The 22,300-nt window shown below is 49.7% G+C and carries 19 protein-coding genes and 3 pseudogenes; 14 read left to right on the top strand and 8 right to left on the bottom strand.

Annotation, left to right across the window (positions count from 1 at the left end; genetic code table 11):
- The first annotated feature begins 104 nt into the window (after positions 1–104).
- The 3 genes from ACZ439_RS17790 to ACZ439_RS17800 all read left to right on the top strand — a co-directional run bounded on the left by ACZ439_RS17790 (position 105) and on the right by ACZ439_RS17800 (position 4,128).
- Positions 105–1,178 carry a metallophosphoesterase family protein gene (locus tag ACZ439_RS17790; protein WP_054796160.1) on the top strand — a complete coding sequence of 358 codons (1,074 nt, stop codon included), beginning with the start codon at positions 105–107 and terminating at the stop codon, positions 1,176–1,178.
- A 45-nt stretch (positions 1,179–1,223) separates the two neighbouring features.
- A complete protein-coding gene (locus tag ACZ439_RS17795) occupies positions 1,224–2,807 on the top strand; it encodes a peptide chain release factor 3 (RefSeq protein ID WP_127608190.1) in 1,584 nt (527 codons plus the stop codon).
- Between the two features lie 253 nt (positions 2,808–3,060).
- Positions 3,061–4,128, top strand: a complete 1,068-nt coding sequence (locus tag ACZ439_RS17800; protein WP_141335812.1) for a LacI family DNA-binding transcriptional regulator — start codon at positions 3,061–3,063, stop codon at positions 4,126–4,128.
- A gap of 72 nt (positions 4,129–4,200) precedes the next feature.
- Here ACZ439_RS17800 and sspI read toward each other — a convergent pair whose 3' ends face one another.
- Positions 4,201–4,404 carry a small acid-soluble spore protein SspI gene (sspI, locus tag ACZ439_RS17805; protein WP_054796194.1) on the bottom strand — a complete coding sequence of 68 codons (204 nt, stop codon included), beginning with the start codon at positions 4,402–4,404 and terminating at the stop codon, positions 4,201–4,203.
- Between the two features lie 173 nt (positions 4,405–4,577).
- Here sspI and ACZ439_RS17810 point away from each other — a divergent pair, with 173 nt between their 5' ends.
- The 8 genes from ACZ439_RS17810 to ACZ439_RS17845 all read left to right on the top strand — a co-directional run bounded on the left by ACZ439_RS17810 (position 4,578) and on the right by ACZ439_RS17845 (position 11,722).
- Complete coding sequence (locus ACZ439_RS17810; protein WP_127608189.1) at positions 4,578–5,237, top strand: potassium channel family protein; 660 nt, start codon at positions 4,578–4,580, stop codon at positions 5,235–5,237.
- A 12-nt stretch (positions 5,238–5,249) separates the two neighbouring features.
- Positions 5,250–6,080, top strand: a complete 831-nt coding sequence (locus tag ACZ439_RS17815; RefSeq protein ID WP_054796195.1) for a TrmH family RNA methyltransferase — start codon at positions 5,250–5,252, stop codon at positions 6,078–6,080.
- 284 nt (positions 6,081–6,364) lie between these two features.
- Positions 6,365–6,424, top strand: a complete 60-nt coding sequence (locus ACZ439_RS17820; RefSeq protein ID WP_464621140.1) for a hypothetical protein — start codon at positions 6,365–6,367, stop codon at positions 6,422–6,424.
- A 68-nt stretch (positions 6,425–6,492) separates the two neighbouring features.
- Positions 6,493–7,236, top strand: coding sequence for a FadR/GntR family transcriptional regulator (locus ACZ439_RS17825; RefSeq protein ID WP_464619989.1), 744 nt, complete (start codon positions 6,493–6,495; stop codon positions 7,234–7,236).
- Between the two features lie 138 nt (positions 7,237–7,374).
- Positions 7,375–8,700 carry an ABC transporter substrate-binding protein gene (locus tag ACZ439_RS17830; protein WP_464619990.1) on the top strand — a complete coding sequence of 442 codons (1,326 nt, stop codon included), beginning with the start codon at positions 7,375–7,377 and terminating at the stop codon, positions 8,698–8,700.
- Positions 8,701–8,788: 88 nt separating this feature from the next.
- Positions 8,789–9,670 (top strand): carbohydrate ABC transporter permease, encoded by an 882-nt coding sequence (locus ACZ439_RS17835; RefSeq protein ID WP_127608186.1) that lies wholly within the window; start codon positions 8,789–8,791, stop codon positions 9,668–9,670.
- Positions 9,657–10,499, top strand: a complete 843-nt coding sequence (locus ACZ439_RS17840; RefSeq protein WP_464619991.1) for a carbohydrate ABC transporter permease — start codon at positions 9,657–9,659, stop codon at positions 10,497–10,499. The genes ACZ439_RS17835 and ACZ439_RS17840 overlap by 14 nt, the downstream gene beginning before the upstream one ends.
- A 26-nt stretch (positions 10,500–10,525) precedes the next feature.
- Complete coding sequence (locus ACZ439_RS17845) at positions 10,526–11,722, top strand: enolase C-terminal domain-like protein (protein ID WP_464619992.1); 1,197 nt, start codon at positions 10,526–10,528, stop codon at positions 11,720–11,722.
- A gap of 493 nt (positions 11,723–12,215) precedes the next feature.
- On the opposite strand, the pseudogene ACZ439_RS17850 reads toward ACZ439_RS17845, so the two are convergent.
- Positions 12,216–12,425 (bottom strand): annotated as a pseudogene (locus tag ACZ439_RS17850) (IS110 family RNA-guided transposase); the annotation flags it as partial.
- 134 nt (positions 12,426–12,559) lie between these two features.
- Here ACZ439_RS17850 and ACZ439_RS17855 point away from each other — a divergent pair.
- Positions 12,560–13,045, top strand: a complete 486-nt coding sequence (locus tag ACZ439_RS17855; protein WP_054799259.1) for a YiaA/YiaB family inner membrane protein — start codon at positions 12,560–12,562, stop codon at positions 13,043–13,045.
- Here ACZ439_RS17855 and ACZ439_RS17860 read toward each other — a convergent pair.
- Together ACZ439_RS17860 and ACZ439_RS17865 are read right to left on the bottom strand one after the other, a co-directional pair.
- Positions 13,046–13,228 (bottom strand): annotated as a pseudogene (locus ACZ439_RS17860) (IS3 family transposase); the annotation flags it as partial. It abuts the gene before it with no gap.
- 33 nt (positions 13,229–13,261) lie between these two features.
- Positions 13,262–14,845 carry a PucR family transcriptional regulator ligand-binding domain-containing protein gene (locus ACZ439_RS17865; RefSeq protein WP_236595791.1) on the bottom strand — a complete coding sequence of 528 codons (1,584 nt, stop codon included), beginning with the start codon at positions 14,843–14,845 and terminating at the stop codon, positions 13,262–13,264.
- Between the two features lie 282 nt (positions 14,846–15,127).
- Between ACZ439_RS17865 and dctA the strand changes: the two genes are divergently transcribed.
- Both dctA and ACZ439_RS17875 read left to right on the top strand, forming a co-directional pair.
- The gene (gene dctA, locus ACZ439_RS17870) at positions 15,128–16,468 is read left to right on the top strand and encodes a C4-dicarboxylate transporter DctA (RefSeq protein WP_127608181.1); all 1,341 of its coding nucleotides are present in this window, start codon (positions 15,128–15,130) and stop codon (positions 16,466–16,468) included.
- 58 nt (positions 16,469–16,526) lie between these two features.
- Positions 16,527–16,879, top strand: a pseudogene (locus tag ACZ439_RS17875) (hypothetical protein); the annotation flags it as partial.
- 304 nt (positions 16,880–17,183) lie between these two features.
- On the opposite strand, the gene ACZ439_RS17880 reads toward ACZ439_RS17875, so the two are convergent.
- The 4 genes from ACZ439_RS17880 to allC are packed head-to-tail and all read right to left on the bottom strand — an operon-like array spanning position 17,184 to position 21,879.
- Positions 17,184–17,732: a chromate transporter gene (locus tag ACZ439_RS17880; RefSeq protein ID WP_127608180.1), complete on the bottom strand. Its 549-nt coding sequence runs from the start codon at positions 17,730–17,732 to the stop codon at positions 17,184–17,186.
- A 31-nt stretch (positions 17,733–17,763) separates the two neighbouring features.
- Positions 17,764–19,347, bottom strand: coding sequence for a gamma-glutamyltransferase (gene ggt, locus ACZ439_RS17885; protein ID WP_464621141.1), 1,584 nt, complete (start codon positions 19,345–19,347; stop codon positions 17,764–17,766).
- Positions 19,348–19,351: 4 nt separating this feature from the next.
- Positions 19,352–20,596 carry a pyridoxal-phosphate-dependent aminotransferase family protein gene (locus ACZ439_RS17890; RefSeq protein WP_127608178.1) on the bottom strand — a complete coding sequence of 415 codons (1,245 nt, stop codon included), beginning with the start codon at positions 20,594–20,596 and terminating at the stop codon, positions 19,352–19,354.
- A complete protein-coding gene (gene allC, locus ACZ439_RS17895; protein WP_127608177.1) occupies positions 20,593–21,879 on the bottom strand; it encodes an allantoate deiminase in 1,287 nt (428 codons plus the stop codon). The genes ACZ439_RS17890 and allC overlap by 4 nt, the downstream gene beginning before the upstream one ends.
- Positions 21,880–22,300 lie beyond the last annotated feature (421 nt).

Genomic DNA, 22,300 nt, shown 5'->3' on the forward strand with positions numbered 1-22,300 from the left:
GTCAGGCTGCGGGGAAGCTTCGCGCCGGGCAGTCTCTTTTTTTCATTTCGTGAAGTATGTTATGATGGAGAGTAAGTGTTGACGTTAGGTAAGGGGGGTTCTGCGTGTCCAGACGCGCTTTTATCGGGTGGATGCTCGCCATGCTCGCTCTGATTGCGACGGCGCTCGCTGGGCTCGTCAAGCTGCTGCAGAAGGTTGTTGCCACGCAAGAAGCGTCCAGAGCGCCGGGAGCCGCGAAAGGTACGGTGGACGCCCCTCAAACGGGCAAGCCGGAGCTGCAAGCGGGGGGCGATCCGAATGCGCCGCTGTTTTCGTTGATGGTGCTGAGCGATTTGCATGTTTCGGAAGCCGATCCGCATACGATCCGGAATTTGAAGAAAGCGCTCGAAGACATTCAGGAGCTCGGGGGGCCGGTTGACGCGATCGCGCTTACGGGCGACTTGACCGAGTACGGCAGCGAGAAAGAGTATAAGGGGCTAAGCAAGCTGCTATCGGCGTACAAGCTGCCGCCTCTGTACGCTAACATGGGCAACCACGATTACTATGACGTTTGGATTGATCGATTCGGCCGATTTAATAAAGATACGATGCCGAACGGCAAAACCGATTGGCAGTCGCGCGAGCGGTTTCAAGCGTTCTTCGGCTTGTCTAAGCCGTACCATGACGTGTGGGTGCAGGGACATCACGTCATTCTGCTGTCGCAGGAAACGTATGTGCAGGAGAAACCGGAGGTCGGCGAGGGCGCTTGGTATTCCGAGGAGCAGCTCGCCTGGCTGGAGGAGCGTCTGGCCGCACACAAGGACGGCAAGCCGGTGTTCATTATGACGCATCAGCCGCTTCCGCCAGCAGGCCGCGACGGCAAAACGCATCAGCTGATTCCTGCGAATCGTTTTCGTGAAATATTGAAGCCTTATAAGAACGTATTCGTATTCTGCGGGCACAGTCATCAGGATTTTCAAGGGACTATTGAACATTATGTGAGGGAAAGCTTTCATTATTTTCATAATTCATCGGTCGGCCGCGTCATGAACCGCAAATACGAGACCGTGGATAAAGAGAAGTCGCAAGGCTTGTATGTGCAAGTGTATCGGGATCGCGTCACGCTTCGCGGCCGGGATTTCACCGGGAAGCAATGGCTGAAGGAAGCCGATTGGACGGTTCCACTGACGAAGGCGTAAGAAACATCTGTAACTTTGCGAAATGAGGAAGGAATTACATTCGACATGAGTACCGATAATCAAGGAAAAATAGCGGAGGAAGTCCGCAAACGCCGGACGTTCGCGATCATCTCTCACCCGGATGCCGGGAAAACGACATTAACCGAGAAGCTGCTCTTATTCGGGGGAGCGATTCGGCTGGCCGGTACGGTCAAAGGGCGCAAAGCGAGCCGCCACGCGACAAGCGACTGGATGGAGATCGAGAAGCAGCGCGGAATCTCCGTCACTTCGTCCGTGATGCAGTTCGATTATGAGGGTCATCGCGTCAACATTCTGGATACGCCGGGTCACCAGGACTTCAGCGAAGACACGTACCGGACGCTGACGGCGGCGGACAGCGCGGTCATGCTGATCGATTCGGCCAAAGGGGTCGAGGCCCAGACGAAGAAGCTGTTCCAGGTGTGCCGGAAGCGGGGCATTCCGATCTTTACGTTCATTAACAAGATGGACCGCGAAGGGCGCAATCCGTTTGAGCTGCTCGAGGAGCTGGAGAACCTGCTCGGCATTCGCTCTTATCCGATGAACTGGCCGATTGGCTCGGGCAAACAATTCAGCGGCGTGTACGACCGGAAGCTGACGCAGGTCGAGCTGTTCCAGGGCGATGATCACCGTGAAATTCAGGTTCAGCCTGTCAGCGGTTACGACGATCCGATCGTGAAGGAGATTGCGGGCGAATTTTTCTACGAGCAGCTCGTGCAGGATTTGGAGCTGCTCGATGTTGCGGGCGACGAGTTCGATATGGAGAAGGTGCGTACCGGCGAACTGACCCCGGTATTCTTCGGGAGCGCGATCAACAACTTCGGGGTGCAGACGTTCCTGGAAAACTTCCTGCAGCTTGCACCGATACCGACATCGCGCAAAAGCAACGTAGGCGAGATCGACCCGCTGAATGAGAAATTTTCGGGCTACATTTTCAAAATTCAAGCGAACATGAACCCGGCGCACCGTGATCGGATCGCCTTCCTCCGCATTTGCTCAGGCAAATTCGAGCGCGGGATGAGCGTCAAGCACGTGCGGGTCGGTAAAGACATCAAGCTGTCGCAGCCGCAGCAATTTCTCGCACAGGACCGCGATATCGTCGAGGATGCGTACCCCGGCGACATTATCGGGCTGTTCGACCCGGGCATCTTCCGCATCGGCGATACGCTGAGCCAGACCCCGGGACTGGAGTTCGACGAGCTGCCGACGTTCTCGCCGGAGCTGTTCTCGAAGGTGACGGTCAAGAACGCCTTGAAGCACAAGCAGTTCCAAAAAGGCGTGGATCAGCTGACGGAGGAAGGCACGATTCAAGTGTTCAAAACAATCGGCTTCGAGGATCTGATCCTCGGCGTCGTCGGGCAGCTCCAGTTCGAGGTGTTCGAGTACCGGATGAAAGGCGAGTACGGGGTTGACGTACAGCTCTCCCGCATGACGTATCAGTTCGCTCGCTGGCTCGTCGGCGACGATATCGATCCGGGCAAATTCCGGATCAATTCGCAGCTCGTGAAGGACAAGAAGGACAACTATGTAGCGCTGTTCGAGAACGAGTATGCGCTTCGTACGGCGATGGAGAAAAATCCGAATTTGAAGTTTTTGGAGACGGCCCCGTAAGGGACGGCGTATCTGCCAAAACCTTTCGTCCCCCGCTGCTTTAAGAGCGGTTGGCGAAAGGTTTTTTTGGTTTATCCGGGGGGCTGGGCAGGACCGACTCAGACGGCCGTAACGTACTGTCAAGCATATTGATAGTGTAGCAGGGCAAGCGGTGAAGAGGGACCTGAGCGGACGATTGAGGTTGACAGTGCGGGCCGCGCGAGAGATAATGAGCGCAACTGGCGTAGCGCGATAAAGAACGGGGGTGGTCTACATCGTAACCCGCAAAGAAGTCGCCATACTGGCGGGGGTCTCGGAAGCAACGGTCTCCCGGGTATTCAACGGGGTCGGACCGATGAGGGAGAAGACGAAGCAGCGCGTACTGGAAGCGGCCGAGACGCTCAATTATCATCCGAACGCGATTGCCCAAAACTTCGCCAGAAGGCGCAGCGGGAACATCGGCGTCGTGCTTCCGTATGTGCCCAAAGTGCATATTTTTTCGACTTATTATTTTGCCGAGGTGCTTAGCGGCATCGGGGAGCAGGCGAGGAACTCCGGCTACGACATGCTGTTAATGTTCCGTACTCCCGGCGAGGAGAACGATTACAGCCGGTTGTTCCGATCGCACAAGGTGGATGCTTGTATTCTGCTAGGCGCCACGGATACGGCGCAGGAACGGGCGGAGCTTGCCAAGCTGCACGAGAACGGATTTCCTTATTGCGTGGTGAATCAGCATTTTCCGGGAGCCGAATTTAATCTGGTGGATGCCGATCATGTGGAGGGGAGCTATCAGGCGGTTCGACATTTGATTGCAGGGAACTGCCGGCATATCGCCTTCTTGAACGGCTCCGTTCAGTATTCGAACAGCGGGGACCGGTGGTTGGGGTATCTTCGAGCGATGAAGGAAGCAGGCCTGCTGGAAGCGCATGTGAACATCCCTGCCGAGATGCCGGCCGGCTTGTATTACGAAGGCAATTACAGCCGGACAAGCGGGTACAAAGCCGCCTCGGCTATGGCGCCGCATATGGAGCGGATCGATGCGGTATTCGCTTCCAACGACCGGATGGCGATCGGGTTGATACAAGGGCTGCGGGAGCATGGGTTTCAGCCCGGACGGGATTATGCGATTATCGGGTACGACGATTCGGATGCAGCCCGCGTGACCGATCCTCCGCTCTCCAGTGTGGCCGTTCCTTTCTTCGAAATGGGACGGATCGCGGCCGAACAAGTGATCGGCCGCCTGAACGCGGACGATAACGTGCGGATGAAACCAATCGGGGTGAAGCTCGATACCCGGCTTGTCGTCCGCCGTTCGTGCCGGCTTGAGGGAACGCGGTTCTAAACGCATAGAGCCCGGCTTTGCCGCAACGGCGAAAGTCGGGCTGCATCCATTCCCGGCAAGAGCTATATCCGGCTAGGCCAAGTGCTCTTTTAACGTTGAGATGAGTTGGGTCTGCACTTCGGTTTCGCTGTTCTTCCAAATGATTTCAAACAGCACTCCGAGGCCTGGGAGCACGCGTTCTTCCCCGTCGATCGAATCCTCGATCACCCCCATCAGCTCCTCGTTCGATTTATCGTGCATCCGTTGTACGATGGCTTGTCTCAAGTTCAAATTCATGCCCGCCCTCCGCTTTTCGTTCGATTTCACTTTCATTAATATGCTCCGAATCGTTCGGATTCATGCCTTTTTCAGCAGGACGTTGAACGATTGGACTTCGGTTTGCATTTATATTTATAATGAAAGTAAGGCTCAGGTTTAGATTCAGAATCGCACGGTGGAGGCGGAAACGCATGAAAAAACAATTTGCTGTTATCGGCATGGGACGCTTCGGTTCCAGCGTAGCTGTGACGTTATCCAACCTTGGTTTTGAAGTATTGGCCATTGACAGCAGCGAACAGCGTATACAAGAGGTCGCTAACCTCGTGACTCACGTGGTGCAGGCCGATTCGACGGACGAGGAAGCGCTCCGTTCCTTGGGCTTGCGCAATTTCGACGTTGTCGTGGTGGCGATCGGCCAAGACATTCAGGCGAGCATTCTGACAACCATTATTGTGAAGGAAATCGGGGTCCCGCGCTTAATTGTGAAGGCCCAAACCGAGCTTCAAGGCAAGGTACTGCGCAAGGTCGGGGCGGACAAGGTGATTTATCCCGAACGGGACATGGGACAACGCGTGGCCCATCATCTGATTTCATCCAATATTATCGATCATATCGAAATTTCCGAAGATTACAGCATTGTTGAAATTGCGGCCTCGGGAAGGATGATCGGGCGCAGCTTGCGGCAGCTGGATATTCGGGCCAAATATGGCTGCAACGTCATGGCGATCAAAACCGGAGAGAAAATGAATATTGCGCCGCATGCCGAAGATTTAATTCAAGCGAATGACATACTCGTCATTGTCGGCAAAAATACCGACCTGCAGCATTTTGAAAAGACGTTCGCGGAATAGAGGTTGCTCGAATTGACATCATATTATGAACAAAACGCTGCCGCGGCAGACACGATCCGTTCGGCGCAAAACCCGCGCGTGAAACAGTGGGCGGAACTGTTAAGCCGCAAAGGGCGGGATAAAATCGGCCGCTTCATGATCGAAGGGCTCCATTTGGTGGAGGAGGCTTTGAGCTCCGAGTCGATGCCGGAGACGCTAGTGTATACGGCGGAAAGGTTCGACGTCGTTTCGCCGCTCCTGCGGAAGGCGAAAGCGGCGGGAGTCGAGTGCGTCCCCGTGACGGAACAGGTGCTGGCGAAGTGCACTGACACTCAGACGCCGCAGCCTGTATTCGCCGTCGTTCCCAAGCTGCCATGGCGGCCGGCGGACTTGATGAAGGCCAGCTTGCCGGACGGGCTCGTTGTCGTCATCGACGGCATTCAAGATCCCGGCAACTTGGGGACGATCATTCGCAGCGCGGACGCTGTCGGCGCAACGGGCGTATTGCTTGGCAAAGGCACGGTCGATTTGTACAATCCGAAAACCGTGCGCTCCACGATGGGATCGCTCTTCCATCTTCCGATTGCGCAGGGCGATCTCGGGGAATGGCTGCCGCAAGCCGCGGCCGCCGGCATTCAAGTGGCGAGTACGAGCCTGGCGGGCGCTGTTCCGCTCTATGACTGCGACTTCCGGCCGCCGACCTGGTTCGTGATCGGCAACGAAGGCCAGGGCGTGTCGCCCGAAGTCGACCGGCTGGCGTCGCAGCGCGTGCTTATTCCGATGGCCGGAAGGGCCGAGTCGTTGAATGCTGCGATGGCGGCGACGGTTGTGCTGTTTGAGGCGATGCGGCAGCGGCTGGGGTAAGTGAACGATTATTCTGTTGTTGTGAGTTGTAATTCAGTTTGGCACTGATTGGAACGTTGTTTGTCACGGGTTTGGAACGTAGATTTGTCATAAGTAAGATAGCCCGATGAGTCAAAAAACCTTGATTTGTCGGGCTATTTTTTGTCATCATTAGTGAAAATACGATTAAGGTACGGTGCTGTATGATTGGGGATATAATTTGTGTTCTAAGAAAAACTAAACAGATTAAATCAAGTTGAATTTGCTGCTTCGCTTGGTATATCACAAGGCAATTTTTAAGTGAGATCGAAAAGGGGAAAAGTAAACCTTCAGCGGAAACGCTAATGGCGTTAAGAAGAACTTAAAATCAGGACGGTTTTAATAGGTCTGAAGTACCAAACATGAAAATACATATTGTGCGAATTCGAATTTTTTGTTAGACTTGTATCACAAGTTACAAGATTGGTGGTGGATAATAATTATAAAGGCCATTGAAAAGCAAAATGTGGTAGATGAGGTTTATGATCAGATCAAAAGCAACATTATCACCGCAAAATGGAAGCCTGGCGACAAGATACCGTCTGAAAACGAACTGTGCCAAATGTTTAATGTCAGCCGCGTTAGTGTCAGAAGCGCTATTCAAAAGCTAAGGGCTGTCGGTATCATTACCACGCACCATGGAAAGGGCTCCTTTGTGTCTCCTTCCATAAATGAAAGCATTCTCAATAGCTTCATCCCTGTCATGAACTTAAGCGAACAAGAATTTTTGGACATGATGGAATTTCGTGAGACGATTGAGTTCAAGTGTATTGATTTGGCCGTTGAGAGGGCGGAGGAGAAGGATATTCAGCAAATCGGTCAAGCCTTGCAGAAAATGATTGCGAACAAAGATGACTTTGTAAAATATTCCCAGAGCGATCTGGAATTTCACTTCGCAATTGTAAGGGCTTCCAAAAACGAGTTGTTCCTCAAACTTATGAATGCAGTTAAGGATGCGTACTATTACTATCTCGAAGAGTTAAATCGCGTCTTTGGGGTTAACGAAGAAAGCCTGCAGGGGCATATTGCCCAGTATGAAGCAATCCGTAATAAAGACGCAGGAAAAGCGAAAGAGCTGATCGCTATCGGGATGGAAGAGAACCGCCGAAAAATCGCGCAATTAAAAAATCATTTTTGATTTTTTTCTTTATACTTGTATGACATGATATGTGTTATGACTTTACCTGAATTTGGTTTTAAGCGGTCCGCTGCCTGTTCCTACATAAAGGCAACCCCGTTTTGAACAAATAAATGACAACAAGTTGGAGGGTAAACTATGAAATTGAAAAGCATTACTACAGCAACTCTCACCTTGGCCTTAACCGCAAGCATGATCGGTTGTTCGTCAAAAGCGGAGAATTCCGATTCGGGAGCGGCGGGAACAGGATCTAAGCAAACTACTTTGACCATTATGTCCGCTGTCCAAACGGAAAAACCCGGGGGAGACATTGAGAAGCAAATAGCGGAAGCTTATATGAAAGAGCACCCGAATGTAAAAATTGAATTCATGGGTGTATCGATGAACGACATGTACAAAAAGATATCTGTACTTGCCGCTGCCAATCAAATGCCGGACGTCTTTACAAACACGCCGGAATTTATGTACAACGTTTATCAAATGAATGCCACGGAGGATTTGAGCAAGCTCCTCGGGGTGGATTATCTGAAGGAATTTTATTCGAATGTCATTGAGGAATCCAGCATAGACGGCAAGCTGCAGTTCATTCCTTGGACCTCGACGCCTCAAGCATTGATTTATCGGGGAGACTTGTTCGAGAAGGAAGGGCTGAAGGCTCCGGAAACTTGGGACGATTTTCTCGCTGCGGCTCAAAAGCTTACAAAGGATACTAACGGCGACGGCAAACCGGATCAATGGGGCTTCGCTATGATCGGTACCCGCAATACATCTGGAGGAACCCGCTTCCTGCCTGTGCTTCGCTCTTTCGGCGCGGAAGAAGTCCGCAAAGATGCGAACGGCAAATGGGTAACTGATTTGGACACTGCGAAAGCTAAGGATGCCCTGCAATTTTATACCGATCTGAACAATAAATACGGTGTGGTTCCTCCGGGCGTAACGGAAACCGGCTTCCCGGAAGCGGCCAGCATGCTCGCCTCCGGTAAAGCGGCCATGCTGATCAGCGGACCGAATGCTCTCGGCACCATCATCTCGCAAAATCCGGATATGAAAGGAAAACTGTACAGCGCTCCTATACCGATGAAAGAAAAGCACTCTGCAACATTCGGGCTGCTGGGATATTCCATTTCGGCAACAAGCAAAAACAAGGAAGTGGCTGCAGATTACCTGAAGTATCTCCTTAACAATGAAAATGCACTGAAATTCACTGAAGCAACCGGCCCGCTGCCGACTAAAGCCCAATTGGCATCAAGCCCGTCGCTGAGCGCTCCGGATAAGGCCGGATTCGTAAAAGCGCTGCAGTACGCTTATCATGCACCGACCATTTCTACGTATTCGCAATTCTATGATATCGTAGCCGAATCTTATCAAGTCCTCTTGGCTTCGAATTCGAAAGTAACGGCTGACGAAGCCATGAAAAAAGCGGCTGCACGTGCAAATGAATTGATTGCAAAAGAAGGCAAGTAAGCATACAAATTACACCGATGGCTTTCTGAAGAAGGGAGTTCCTTCTTCAGAAAGCTGGCGGCATCATGAAAAGAAAGGAGGGGGGACAGTGAAGAACGCAATCGTCAAAAAAGAGTGGTGGGCCGCATATGGTTTCATTTTGCCGGCTGCCATTACGCTCTTGTTGTTGGTTACGTATCCTCTACTGTATGGCGCATACATTAGCTTTTTTAATACCAATTTGGTCAACAAATGGGACTTTGTTGCACTGAACAATTATGTAAGCATTTTTTCAAACATTCAGTTTGTCGGAAATATTGTAGTCACGTTGAAATATACGTTGTTTACCGTTATCGGTCACTTCGCGATCGGACTTGTGCTTGGGCTCATACTGAATATGAAGTTGCCGGGCATAACAATTTTTCGGACAATTCTAATCCTCCCTTGGCTGCTCCCGGAAGTAGTAGTCGGATTGTTGTGGAAGTGGTTGTTCAACCCGATGTACGGCCTCTTCAACGATATCCTGATGCGTCTTCATGTGATTGATAGTCCGGTTTCCTGGTTGGGTGACGCATCTTACGCTTTTATCGCGATCGTCATCGTTTGCGTATGGAAGGGTTACCCGATGGTTATGATGATGGTCCTCGCCGGGCTTCAGTCGATATCGCAGGACACGTATGAAGCGGCCAAGATCGATGGCTGTAATCGGGTTCAGTCGTTCCGTTACGTCACGCTGCCCGGTCTGCTTCCGGTGCTCGTGGTCACACTGATCCTTGATACCGTCTGGTGGTTCAAACACTTCACCATGATTTGGCTGCTGACGGAGGGGGGCCCGGGGGACGCCACAAACGTTGTCAGCATCGATATTTTCAAGCAAGCCTTCCAGTTCTTCGATTTTGGCAAAGCTGCGGCAATGGCAGTGATCGTGTTCTTTGTGTGCTTCTTAATCGGATTTTTATACAGGAGGCTGTTCGGCAATGACAACGACTAATGGAAACGGACGCTTGTTCAACCTGCTCATGTATCTAATATTGGCAATTGCTTCCTTATGCGTATTGGTTCCGACGTTGTGGATGCTGTCGACAGCACTCAAGCCGATGGATGAAGTTATGGTTACTCCGCCCAGATGGATCCCGGAACACATCACTTTTGAAGCTTTCTCTCGAATTTGGAAGGATTATCCGTTCGGTACTTATTTCTACAATAGTATTATCGTTGTGCTGGTTTCTACCGGAATCTCCCTAGTATTCTCCGCACTGGCAGGATACGGGGCATCTCGCTTTCAATTCCGCGGGAAGGGGGCGTTCCTGACCTTTTTGCTCGTTACGCAAATGTTTCCGTCTATCATGCTGCTGATTCCGTTCTATAAGGTTTTGAAAACGCTTGGTCTGGTAGACACCCATTGGGGTTTGATTTTGGTGTACATCTCATTTTCAGTCCCGTTCTGCACATGGTTAATGCTTGGCTTTTTTCAAGGGATACCTAAGGAGCTGGATGAGGCGGCGAAAATCGACGGATGCGGCCGGGTCCGCACGTTTGTGCAGATTATTCTTCCCTTGTCGTTACCCGGCTTGGCGGCTACGGCGATTTACTCATTCATCGTAGGTTGGAACGAATACATGTTTGCGTTTATTTTGACGACCTCAGAGAAGATGAAAACTTTGCCGATCGGCATCGGTCAATTGAACGGGTTTTATAAGATTGTGTGGAACGATTTGATGGCGGCTTCCATTGTATCAAGCTTGCCCCTAATCATCCTGTTTATTTTCCTGCAAAAGTATTTTATCAGCAGTCTGACGGCAGGAGCCGTAAAACAATAGAGTATGTTCGGATAGGAGCAGCGAAGATGATTACTATACGCGATGTGAAAACGATACTGACTGCCCCGGAGGGAATCAACCTGGTGGTGGTCAAAGTCGAAACGTCGGAACCCGGCTTGTATGGCTTGGGATGCGCTACGTTTACCCAAAGATATTTGACTGTTGCCTCAGCTATCGAGGATTACTTAAAGCCTTTTCTAATCGGAAAAGACGTACACCGTATCGAGGATATTTGGCAGACTGCGATGGTAAGCGGCTATTGGCGCAATGGTCCGGAGTTTAACAATGCTCTTTCGGGCGTCGATATGGCGTTATGGGATATAAAAGGGAAAATTGCCGGTTTACCGGTGTATCAGCTGCTTGGCGGCAAATGCCGCGAAGGCGCTGCAATATACAAGCATGCTGACGGATCGTGCAAAGAAGAGGTAGAAGAAAATGTAAGGTCTTATATGGAACAGGGCGTCCGTTATGTGCGCTGTCAGATGGGGCTATATGGCGGTCGGGACCAAAAAATTATCAAACCTGAGAACGCATTGGACGGCGTTTATTACGATCCGAAGGCTTATATGAGAGGGATCGTCGAATTGTTCGAGCACTTGCGTGGCAAGCTTGGCTGGGAAATCGAATTTTTGCACGATGTTCATGAACGGCTGTCTCCTATAGACGCGGTCGCGTTCGCTAAGCAGATGGAACCATTCCGGCTGTTTTATCTGGAGGACGCGCTGCCACCGGAACAAATCGAATGGTATCGCACGATTCGTCAGCATACGGTGACTCCAATCGCCATGGGGGAACTGTTTAACAATCCGAATGAATGGCTTCCGCTTATGTCCAATCGCTTGATTGACTTTATCCGTGTGCACGTTAGCCAAGTAGGCGGAATAACTCCGGTTAAAAAAATGACGTCCATGGCAGAGGCTTTCGGCATCCGCACTGCGTGGCACGGGCCGGGAGATGTTTCTCCGGTAGGTCATGCCGCAAACGTGCATTTGGACATAAGCAGCATCAATTTCGGTATTCAGGAGTGGAACGGATTCAAGGAAGAAGTTTACGAAGTATTCTCCGGATGCCCCGTAGAAAAAGACGGATATGTATATCCGAATGACCTTCCAGGACTCGGCATCGATATCGATGAAGAAAAAGCAAAGAAGTATCCGTGTACGAACGTACTTCCAAAATGGACGTTGGCCCGTTTGCCGGACGGGACATCGGCACGTCCGTGACTCGATTAGACTTGAGTGGATTCAATGCTTAAACGGTGATACCCGTTAATGCTATCACGCAGACCATGCCAATGGTCTGTTTTTTTTGAATTGATGCTTGTGGCCTCCCGGGATTCCTAATAACATCGGCATGAAATTTATTTTCTCACGTCAATTTCAAACTCCAGTTTATTACGCTCCCTCAATATGATTCAGTTTCCTCACTGAGACTCATGAATTCGCAGGATTTCACCCTGTGTAAGATGAGAGAAGAGAGTCACACGGAGGAGCCGGTGGCTAGATCCGTAGAAAGGGCATGCGAGAACAAAGGTATGGTGTCCAACACCCAAGTTGTTCCATATTGTGCACGTCTCCACGTAGCCCTAGCGATTCTCGCTCCCATGTCTCAACGGGTCTATGCCCTTACATGCTTCGTCACATCTAACTAAGGGGTGGAGGTCGGTTTTTCTAACGGAACGGGTCCATTTTGCGCAACATATCCCGATAGGTGGGGAGGTTCCATGCCGACGATGACTTTGGTCAACTTGTAAGACTTGAGCAGATCTTGAATCCAACGACCGAACAGTTGAAAGCCCTCGTCATGGTTGCCGAACTCCAGCGGCGATCCCAGTGCAATTCCCCAATAGCTGACCGAACGAGCAACGTGAGCCTCCTGGGCAATATCTACACCGACAACCAAATGCAAAGAGCAAGTGTTTTCAATGAGTTGATTTTGCTTGTCCTGGGCCTTAGTGTGGTACTAAAAAAAGATAGTACTTGTAGGATATTGGTAAATTATTTAAATTATAAGTAGTTCAAGTATTAACCAAAAATGGTTGCTATGGAGGATAAACGCATATGAATCATCAAAAATATCAAAGAAGGAATACACCTGCTTTTACAGCTGTATCTTACTTCGCTTTTGCAGCAGGATTGTTTTTATTTGCAATTGGGGTTTATAACGCGGATTGGCAGCTTAATGTCAAAGGGTACTATATCCTTTGTGTGGTTCTCATAACGATGACCTGTATTGTGGTGCAGAAGGTTGCCCGAGACAACGCAGAAGACAAATTTTTGCAGCAAGATAACCCAAAGCATAAAATGCGTAATACGACAGCCTTTACTGGCATGTCATATATCGGTTTATTGATTGGCTATGTAATGTTCTTTATTGGACTATATAATGCGCCCTTTGAATTGAACGTCAAAGGATACTACATTGCCGTGGTTCTCCTTATCTCGTACAGCGCTATCGGTGTGCAGAAAGTTATCCGCGACAACGTTGAGGACAAAGAGATCCTTGGGGACCTGGAGTTTAATCGTAATCCTCAAGACACGATATAGTTAAGCTGCCTTTAAGGCATGAGTTCGGTACTGTACTGGGCTCATGCCTTTTAGTTTTGTCTTAATTCGTTTGTGATTATAGTAGTTGATGTATTTTTCTAGTTCCACTTTGAATGGTTCAATACTCTCAAATTCCTGTGTGTATAAGAATTCGGATTTTAAGATGTTAAGAAACCTTTCGATACAACGCAAAAGAGAACGTTCTTCTCTATCAAGCTAATGGAGTAGAGGTTCAATCAGATAAGCGACCCGGAAGCGAAGACTATCGCTTGGGGTGCGCAAACTCCGTCCTGTTAATTGCTCGCACTTGTCCAATCGGTAGATAACGGTATTTCGATGAACAAAAAGCTGTTTGGCGGTTTCAGCGATTTGGCAATGATTCTCATAAAAGACCATCAGTGTTCTCATCAGTTCTTTTCGTTCTTTTTCCTCCAGTCCTTTCAGATCTTGAAAGGTGTCCAAGTAAAATTTCTTCAACTCTCCTATGGGAACCATTCGTAATAAATCCGCCAATTCTTTAATGTGATTGAATTGGACAAACATCCTTTTCTTACTGAGATATCCGGTTTGCAGGGCATCGAACGCTTCTTTGTAGGTGACGGAAATATCCAAGAGCTTTTGCACGGGATTACCAACTCCGAAGGAGACGGCAATCTGAGTCCTCTTATAGATCTCATCGGCAATCTTTTTTAATAGCTCCGCCAGTTCCATTTCCGTTTCTTGAAGATAAGGCTCATTCGGATTATAGGAAAGGATGACAACAAACAGGTCGTTTTTCGTGAAAATGACAAAGGGCGTTCCATGATCCGTAAATCCTTTTTTAATTAATTGATAGAGTTCCTCGCGCTCCGTAAATCTGCTGTCTTCAAGCGAAGCGGGGTTTATGCCGTTTGATTCCGCCGGCGCGTCTTTTTTGGCTGCGATACACAAAGAGGTGCTGTGTTCGTTTAGACCGTATCTTTTTCCCCGATGAATCACTTCCTGTTCGGAGGTTACGAACCCTTCCACCAAATCCGAAAAAAATTCATTCTTGTACCTTCTTGAGCGTTCCTTTACCGCCTGCTGTTTCAGCATTTCGAAGCTGATCACGTTGGCCGCTTGCTCCATTGCCATTAAGGGATGTTTATTGGTTGGCGGATTGTCAATGAACGAAATCAGGAATCCTTGAGGCTGATAGGTTTGAATAGGGTGAACGGCTACGTTTCGGCATGGTGAATCGGCATCCGCCACCAAGGACAAAGATTGGGTGGAGCGGGTGGCCGGCAAGGCCGTTAATGCATGCTGGATGACGGGCAGCAACGCCATATAAGGTGCGCTTTGAAAATGTCGGGATGAAGAAATGAGCTCCAGTTTATGATTTAACAGCAGTGTAGGGGAATCCAGCAACTTGGAGAGCTCTTGCACAATCTCCGGAATGCTTTTTCCCTCCAGCACGATACTGGTGAAATGTCTGTGGCTTTCTAAAGCGTATCGCAGCTCGTCGGCACTTTTTTCGAGAATATAGCTGAGCGACTGGTTCATAATTTCTCCAAGAGAAAAATCCAGAGGAAGCTCAATGATGGGAAAGTTCAGCTTATTGGCGACTTCTACAACACGAATAGGGATTGCCGGTAAAAAGCGCTTCGTCTTGATCATGAGTCCGGCGCAGCCGACATTGGCCATATTGGAGACCAGAGATTCCAGTGCTTCCGGACGATCCTTTATGACATATGCCGTGGTTAGCAGCAGCTCCTGAGGTTTTAAAAAGTCGATAATATCCGGAGCGTCCATCATGTTGACAGAATAGACGATGCGGTTCAACCCCTCTTCCCCGGCGATTACTCTGGATGTGGACAAGCAGGGAATTTTCAGAAGATCCGCTAATATCATGGACAACCTCTCCTTCATTACATTATGCGTGATATAATTTAACAAAAATATATCACATAGGGCGGATTTTGTGCAATATGAACAAAGGGGATTTTAATTTTGTTTATTCTGTATGATGAATAAGTCAAATAAATTCATTATAATCTGTTATATAAACAAACAATATATGTGATATAAAGTCACGTTAAATGGTTGGAAGGAGAGAAAGAGAGTATGAATTCGCAAACGCAAACTGAGATATTAAAGAGGCCCTTTTACAAAGGACTATTTTTTCAGATTATTGCATCGATCGTCGCGGGTATTTTAGTGGGCTATTTTTGGCCGACCATTGGCATTGCCCTGAAGCCGCTAGGCGATGGCTTCATCAAACTGATCAAAATGATCATTGCACCGCTTGTTTTTGGAGTTGTTGTCGTTGGTATTGCCAAGGTCGGTGACATAAAAGCGGTCGGAAGAATGGGAGGAAAAACGATCCTCTACTTCGAAATCGTAACGACCATCGCGCTGATCATAGGCATGGTAGTTGCAAACTTGATGAATCCCGGTGCAGGAATGAATGTCAATACCGCTACCCTATCAACGGATGCAGTCACCAAAGCGACCAAGGGCTCGCAGCTTCCCAGCACGACGGATTTCTTCCTGAATATGATCCCGGAAAGCGCCATCGGAGCGTTCGCAAACAATTCGATATTGCAAGTATTGCTAATATCTTGTTTGTGCGGTTTTGCAATCATCCATATTGGCGGACGGACGTCGGAGGTTCTGGTCGATTTCCTCGAACATGCCAACAAAGTCATGTTTCAAATTATGGGCTATATCATGAAGCTTACGGCGCTAGCGACATTCGGCGCATTGGCCTTCGCGGTCAGCCAGTACGGGATTAACACGCTCCTTTCATTCGGTAAACTGTTTATTGCCATGACCGTCGCATGTGTTGCCTTTCTCATTATATTAGCCATCATCATGCGGGCATACGTTGGTCTCAGTCTCTGGAAACTAATTCTCTACGTCCGGGAGGAGATTCTTCTCGCGTTCGCAACAGGTTCGACGGAAGCGGTCATGCCGCAGCTGATGAATAAGTTCGAGCACGCCGGCTGCAACCGCGCCGTTGTCGGACTGGTGGTGCCTACAGGATATTCGTTCAATCTGGACGGGGCCTCAATCTATTTATCGCTGGCACTGGTTTTTCTCGCCCAAGCGACCGGCACTCATTTGAGCATTGCCGAGCAGCTTGTGCTTCTGGGAGTTCTGCTGTTAACGTCCAAGGGGATGGCCGGAATACCGGGGTCCGCATTTGTTGCACTGTCAGCAACCGCGGCGGCAACAGGCTCCATACCAATGGCCGCAGTCGCCCTGATGCTTGCGCCTGACCGATTCATGGGAAATTATCGGACAACAGTCAATATTATTGGGTATGCTGTCGCCACCTTCGTCGTTGCGCGTTGGGAGGGCTTGCTTAATAAGCATCAGGCGGAAAACGTGCTTGACGGCAGACTTGCGTATGCTCTCGGCGAAACTAACCTTGCCGATGCAACTAAGAAGCAAGCGTTCTGACCCGGCATATCATGTGAAAAAAGAGGGGATGAAAACTCCCATGAAAGATTTTGGTTTCATTCACGAGCTGGTAGAACAATCCTTGTGTTAAGTATTACAGCAGACCGGTAAATGAGCCGGATCTGCTGTTTCGTTTGCAGTTATTGCAAATCCTGTACCATCTATCAGACGAACGTATCGTACAAGAAACCCGCACGCAGGCTGGCACAGCCGGAACAAAGTCCGCTCGACGTACGGCGGGATGCGGCAAAGCGTCTGCTTCGCGTTGTGGTCAAGCGGCATCCGAAGCTCGAGAAGAAGCTGCTGCCTGACCATGAAGGCTCGGTGAGCGAATAACTGAATCTTGCCAAACAGATCGTCGAGGACGAGCGACTGCTGTCGCACAAAGGGATGAAGTCAGCCATCGATCCTCTCCCAGCCGTAGTAGCATTATGGACGGATTCTAACCATTTTCATCATCTGAGGTGCGGCGCTGCATGTATGGCTAACGGGCATAAAATGGTGGACAACGGAAAATGACATGCAAGCCGGCAACGGCTGCATGTCATTTTTCTTTACAGAAAACGGGCTGCCAAGGTACCCGGCCCATTAAAGTCGTGGAAAAACGCTATCGTGGATTCCGCTTGCTATGGAGCATACATTCCAAGGGGATAACAGGGGGGGTCATACGCGTTATGGTCATCGCCAGGCGTTAGGCAGCTGCCTCATCAGCAGTCTATCCATGCATGAAAATAGCGCCGATGACCAGAGAAGCCACAATCCCCCAGATCGGATTCAGCCCCAAATATTGCACCGAAATAAAAAAAAGGGCTGCAATCAAAAAAGGCAGAAAAGAAAACATCCCGCTTCCTTTTTGAAAAGCAAACTTCGCAAAATCAAACGCCAACATGGCCAACATGACAAAAATGACCGGTTGAATCCCTTTGATCATACCCTTAATATAAATATTGCTCTGCAATTTATACATCACATTCACGAGCAAAACCATGAGCAGTGCGGTCGGCAGCACGACGGCTCCGACCGCAACAACAGCACCGCTCCATCCCGCAACCTTGAATCCGATATAGGCCGCAAGCTTGGTTGCGATAGGACCCGGAAGCGCATTGCCGAATGCAAGCGCTTGTCCGAATTCCTCGTTTCCCATCCAGCCAAACCGGTTCACCACTTCATTCTGGTACAAGGGAATAATCGACGGGCCTCCGCCATACCCCAGCATAGTCGATCTCCCAAAAGCGATAAATAAATCCAACAGCGTCTTGATCATCCTGCTCCTTCATTCCTTTCATTGCCGAACTTTACCAACCGATGGCAAGACCATCTCCTCGGGGATCGGCGGCGCCGTACATAACCCCGTTCGTATCGATACAGATTCCTTGGGCCTGGCCTACTATACCGTCCCAACCGGACACGAGTTCCACGCGATGCCCCCACTGCATGAGCTTCTCCGCGGCCGATTGCAAATTCCGGTTTTCCATTTTCAGCGAATCGCTCGCTTGACCCCAAGTCCGCCCATACACCCAACGCGGCAAAGCGATCGCTTCTTGAATCGTGCAGCCATAATCCAAAACACCGGTCAATATGGATAACTGTGTTTGCGGCTGCCCTTCGCCGCCCTGGGTTCCAAGTAATAAGTATGGCTTTTCCCCGCGCAGCACCATCCCCGGCATCAACGTATGAAAGGTGCGTTTGTTCGGAAGCAAGGCGTTGGGGTGCTCTGCATCCAGCGAAAAAAATGAACCTCTATTTTGCAAAATCACACCTGTGCCCTCCGGAACGTAGGCCGACCCGAAATCATAGTATAAGCTTTGGATGAAAGAGACCGCGTTCCCCTCATCGTCCACGACAGCGGCATAAGCGGTATCCTGCCCCATGGGCGAAGATAGAAAAGGGCTGGCTTCCATGGGCGTTAATGTTATTTGCTCGCTTAATTGCCTTGCGAAATCTTTTGACAACAGTTGGTCTACAGGAATATGCGCAAAATCCGGATCCGTCAAGTAACGATCCCGATATTGAAATGCCTTTTTGACGACCTCCACCATCAGGTGATAAAATGCGGCCGAATCTCGCGGAATGCCTGCCAGGTCAAAATGCTCCAATATATTCATCATGAGCAGCAGTGAAAATCCTTGGGAGTTCGGCGGCATTTGGTAAATCCGGTCGCCTTTGTACGTTGTCGACAACGGCTCGACCCAATCGCTTCGATGGGAGAGGAAATCTTCTTCAGTCAGAAGCCCCCCGTCAGCCCGAATGGCCAGGACCATAGCTTCCATGAACGGCCCTTTATAAAAAGCATCTCTTCCTTCCTTCATCAGAAGACGCAAGGTCGCCGCCAATTCGGATTGAACGAGACGGGAACCCTCGCTTTTTAATCGGCCTCCATCCATAAATACTTCCTTCAGAGTCTTATCCTCGCGGATCCATTGCTCGTCTTTACACATCCAGCGATACAGATCTCTGGAAACCGGAAAGCCTTGTTCGGCATATTGGACAGCCGGGGCAATAAGCTTATCCCAAGGCAGTCGGCCAAATCGGGTCCACACCTCCCACCAGGCATCGACCATACCGGGTACCGTTATGGCGCTCAGAACACCGCGATCGGGAATACGGGATAACCCTTTATCCTTAAACAGGGAAGAAGAGACCTCCCGGCCGGAACGGCCGCTTCCGTTAAGACCGATGACCTTTCGATCTTTCGCCGAATACATTAAGAAAAAGCTATCGCCCCCGATTCCCGTCATGTGAGGATAGACTACGGCCAAGGTTGCGCTAACCGCAACCGCAGCGTCAAAAGCGTTCCCTCCCTCGCGCAGGACGAAGCTTCCGACGGTGCTGGCCATATAATGCGGGGAAGCGACCATACCTTGATGCCCCATCGGCATGATGTTATTCAACAGGAACCTCTCCTTCCCGATAAACCTGGAGTGCTGCCTGAACGCCTGCAGCTGCATGGATTGGCACACCGAAGCAGATCATGACGGCCTCTAAAGCGCCGAGCAGATGCAGCACATTTTTCTTTCTGCAGCTAAATCCCATCGTACCGATCCGCCATATTTTCCCCTTTAACGGGCCGAAAGAGCTGGCAATTTCAATTCCGAACTGCTCCAGCAGCATGGCTCTCACCGCTTCGCCATCGATACCTTCAGGAATCCGGATACAGGTAACCATAGGCAATTTGCATTTCGGGTCTCCGTACAGCTGCAGCCCCATGCTTTGAATTCCTGCCATTAAAGCCTTCTCGTTTAGTGCATGTCTCGCAAAACGAACTTCCAGGCCTTCTTCCAAAACAATTCTTAACCCTTCCCTGAGTGCGTAAAGCATGGATGTCGCTTCCGTATGGTGATTCAATCGGGCGGGGCTCCAATAATCCTGGAGCTGGCTCAAATCGAAATAATTGCTTCGAATCGCAGTTCCTGCCGAAAGGGTCTGGGACATCGGATCGCGTAACCCTTTCTCGATTGTTTTTCTTCGTAAAATTTTCGCTTCCGCACGGCTGTTATAGGTGAGCGGGGACATGCCCGAAGGCACGGAAAGACATTTTTGCGTTCCTCCGATGACCACATCAAGCCCCCAGGCGTCGGTCTCAACCGGTGTTCCCCCAATCGTGGCCACAGCATCAACGACCAGCAAAATATCGAGTTCCCTGCACACCTTACCAATGTCCGCAAGCGGCTGCATACGTCCCGTAGAGGTTTCACCGTGCACGATCGCAACGAGCTTCGGCTTTTCCCGGTGAATGGCCCGTATCACTTCTTCCGGATCGAATACGCTTCCCCATTCCGTTTCCAGAGTCGCTATTTCCGCGCCGCAGCGCTCGGCAATTTCCATAAGCAAATACCCGAATCGTCCGTAAATCGGTATAAGCACTTTATCCCCGGGTTCAATTAAACTGGTTAATGCCGCTTCAATTCCCGAGCGGGAGGTCCCGTCAACGGGATATGCCCACTGATTGGAGGTTTGAAACACCTGACGAAGCATCCCCATCGTCTCGTTCATTAAATCGGTGAATTCAGGATCAAATTGGCCCAGGATCGGAAAGGACATTGCTCTGAGAACCCTGGGGTCCACTTCCACAGGACCGGGTGTCATGATCGTACGCAGGGACGGGGACAAATCCTTATACATTTTCATATTTCCTCCTCCTTATAGCCCAGCAGATATAATAATTCGATCAACACGGCGGTGCCGACGGCCAAATCTGCGGGAGACGTGTATTCTTGTGGGGAATGGCTGATCCCCAAATGGCTTGGAACAAAAATAAGGGCCGACGGGCAGATGTGTTGAAACATTTGAGCATCGTGTCCTGCGCCACTGGCCATGCTAAGGTGAGAAATATCATGGCTTTTGCAAATCCGCTCAATCTTTGCAGACAACCCTTTGTCCATGTTTACGGGCGAAGCATTCATCCATAAATGGGTTTGGACATGAAGCTCCTGCTCTTCAGCAATTTTTCTGAATTCCGTTAAAAACCGATGACAAAACGTTTCTAAAACGGTGGCATCCGGATGCCGTACATCTACTGTAAAAATGACCTTCTCCGGTATCACATTCGCAACATTGGGCTTGACCTCAAACCGGCCTACCGTCGCCACCAAAGGCGCTCCCTGTTCCCTTGCGGCATTCAGCAAATATTGAGTCATCCCGCTAGCTCCGCCCAAAGCATCCTTTCTCCACATCATAGGCGTAGTCCCGGCATGGTTCGCTTCTCCCGTTACTTCGATCGTGTAGCGTCTTTGTCCCACAATGGCCTCGACAATCCCGATATTCAAGTTCTTTCTTTCCAGAACGATGCCTTGCTCCACATGAAGTTCAATAAACGCGCCGATATCTTGACGGCGGCTGTCCCGTAACGTACCGGAACCGAAGCCTGCAGCTTCCATCGCTTCGCGAAAAGAAATGCCGTTCTCATCGGTCAATAAGGCGATTTCTTCAACATGTCTGCGGCCCGTAATGCTCCCCGAGCCCCAGTAGGTCATCGGAAACCGGCTCCCTTCTTCTTCGCACAAGGAAACGACCTCCAGACTCCGCTTCGGCATGCCGAAATGTTGCTTCAAAAATTTCAGGGCAATCACGCCTGCCGCAATACCGAAGGTGCCATCGTACATCCCGCCGTTTTTGACAGTATCCACATGCGAGCCCGTCATAATCGACGTCTTGTTCGTTTCCGTTCCCGGCAGTTTTCCAAACAGATTGCCTACCCAATCGAAGGAAGCCTCCAAACCTGCTTGTTCCATTGCAGCAGCTAAAGCAAGCTGGGCATCCCGCCAAGCTTCCGAGTACAACAGGCGCGTGACGCCCCCTTCTTCCTGCTTTCCAAAAGAACCCATCCAGAGCATGAATTCTTCGATTTCTTCAGTAATGCTTTCTATGATTTCGCATTTGTCATGCAGCGAGAATGTGACTTTACCCTCCATAACGGTTCCTCCCAGTGACCCTTGGCACAGCGCCACACGCGTTTGCCGGCCTGATCTTTAGTTTGGTGTAATGTTTCGTTACATCTCGTATTTTTTATCCAAATTATAAGGGTTGGGTCAAAGGAAAGTCATTGTTCAATATATCTAATAATGATATTTATTTTTAGCTATAATATCCTAATTCGGGAAAAGAGAAGTGGAAGCAAGCTAGAAGTAGATTCTGCATAACCCATTGTTGAGCACTTGGAGGATTTCGCAATCATGATGCGATTGAGAGGGATAAGTTAGTTTTGCAGGCCTAAAACTCTCAATAACTATGCAAAAAAAGCCTGATTTTATCAGGCTTTTTTCACGTATCTTTCTCATACGGTTTGTATCAAATTATGGGATAAAATAATCCGGATTCGAGAATTCGTTTTAT

The organism is Paenibacillus sp. JCM 9796 (assembly GCF_055379675.1).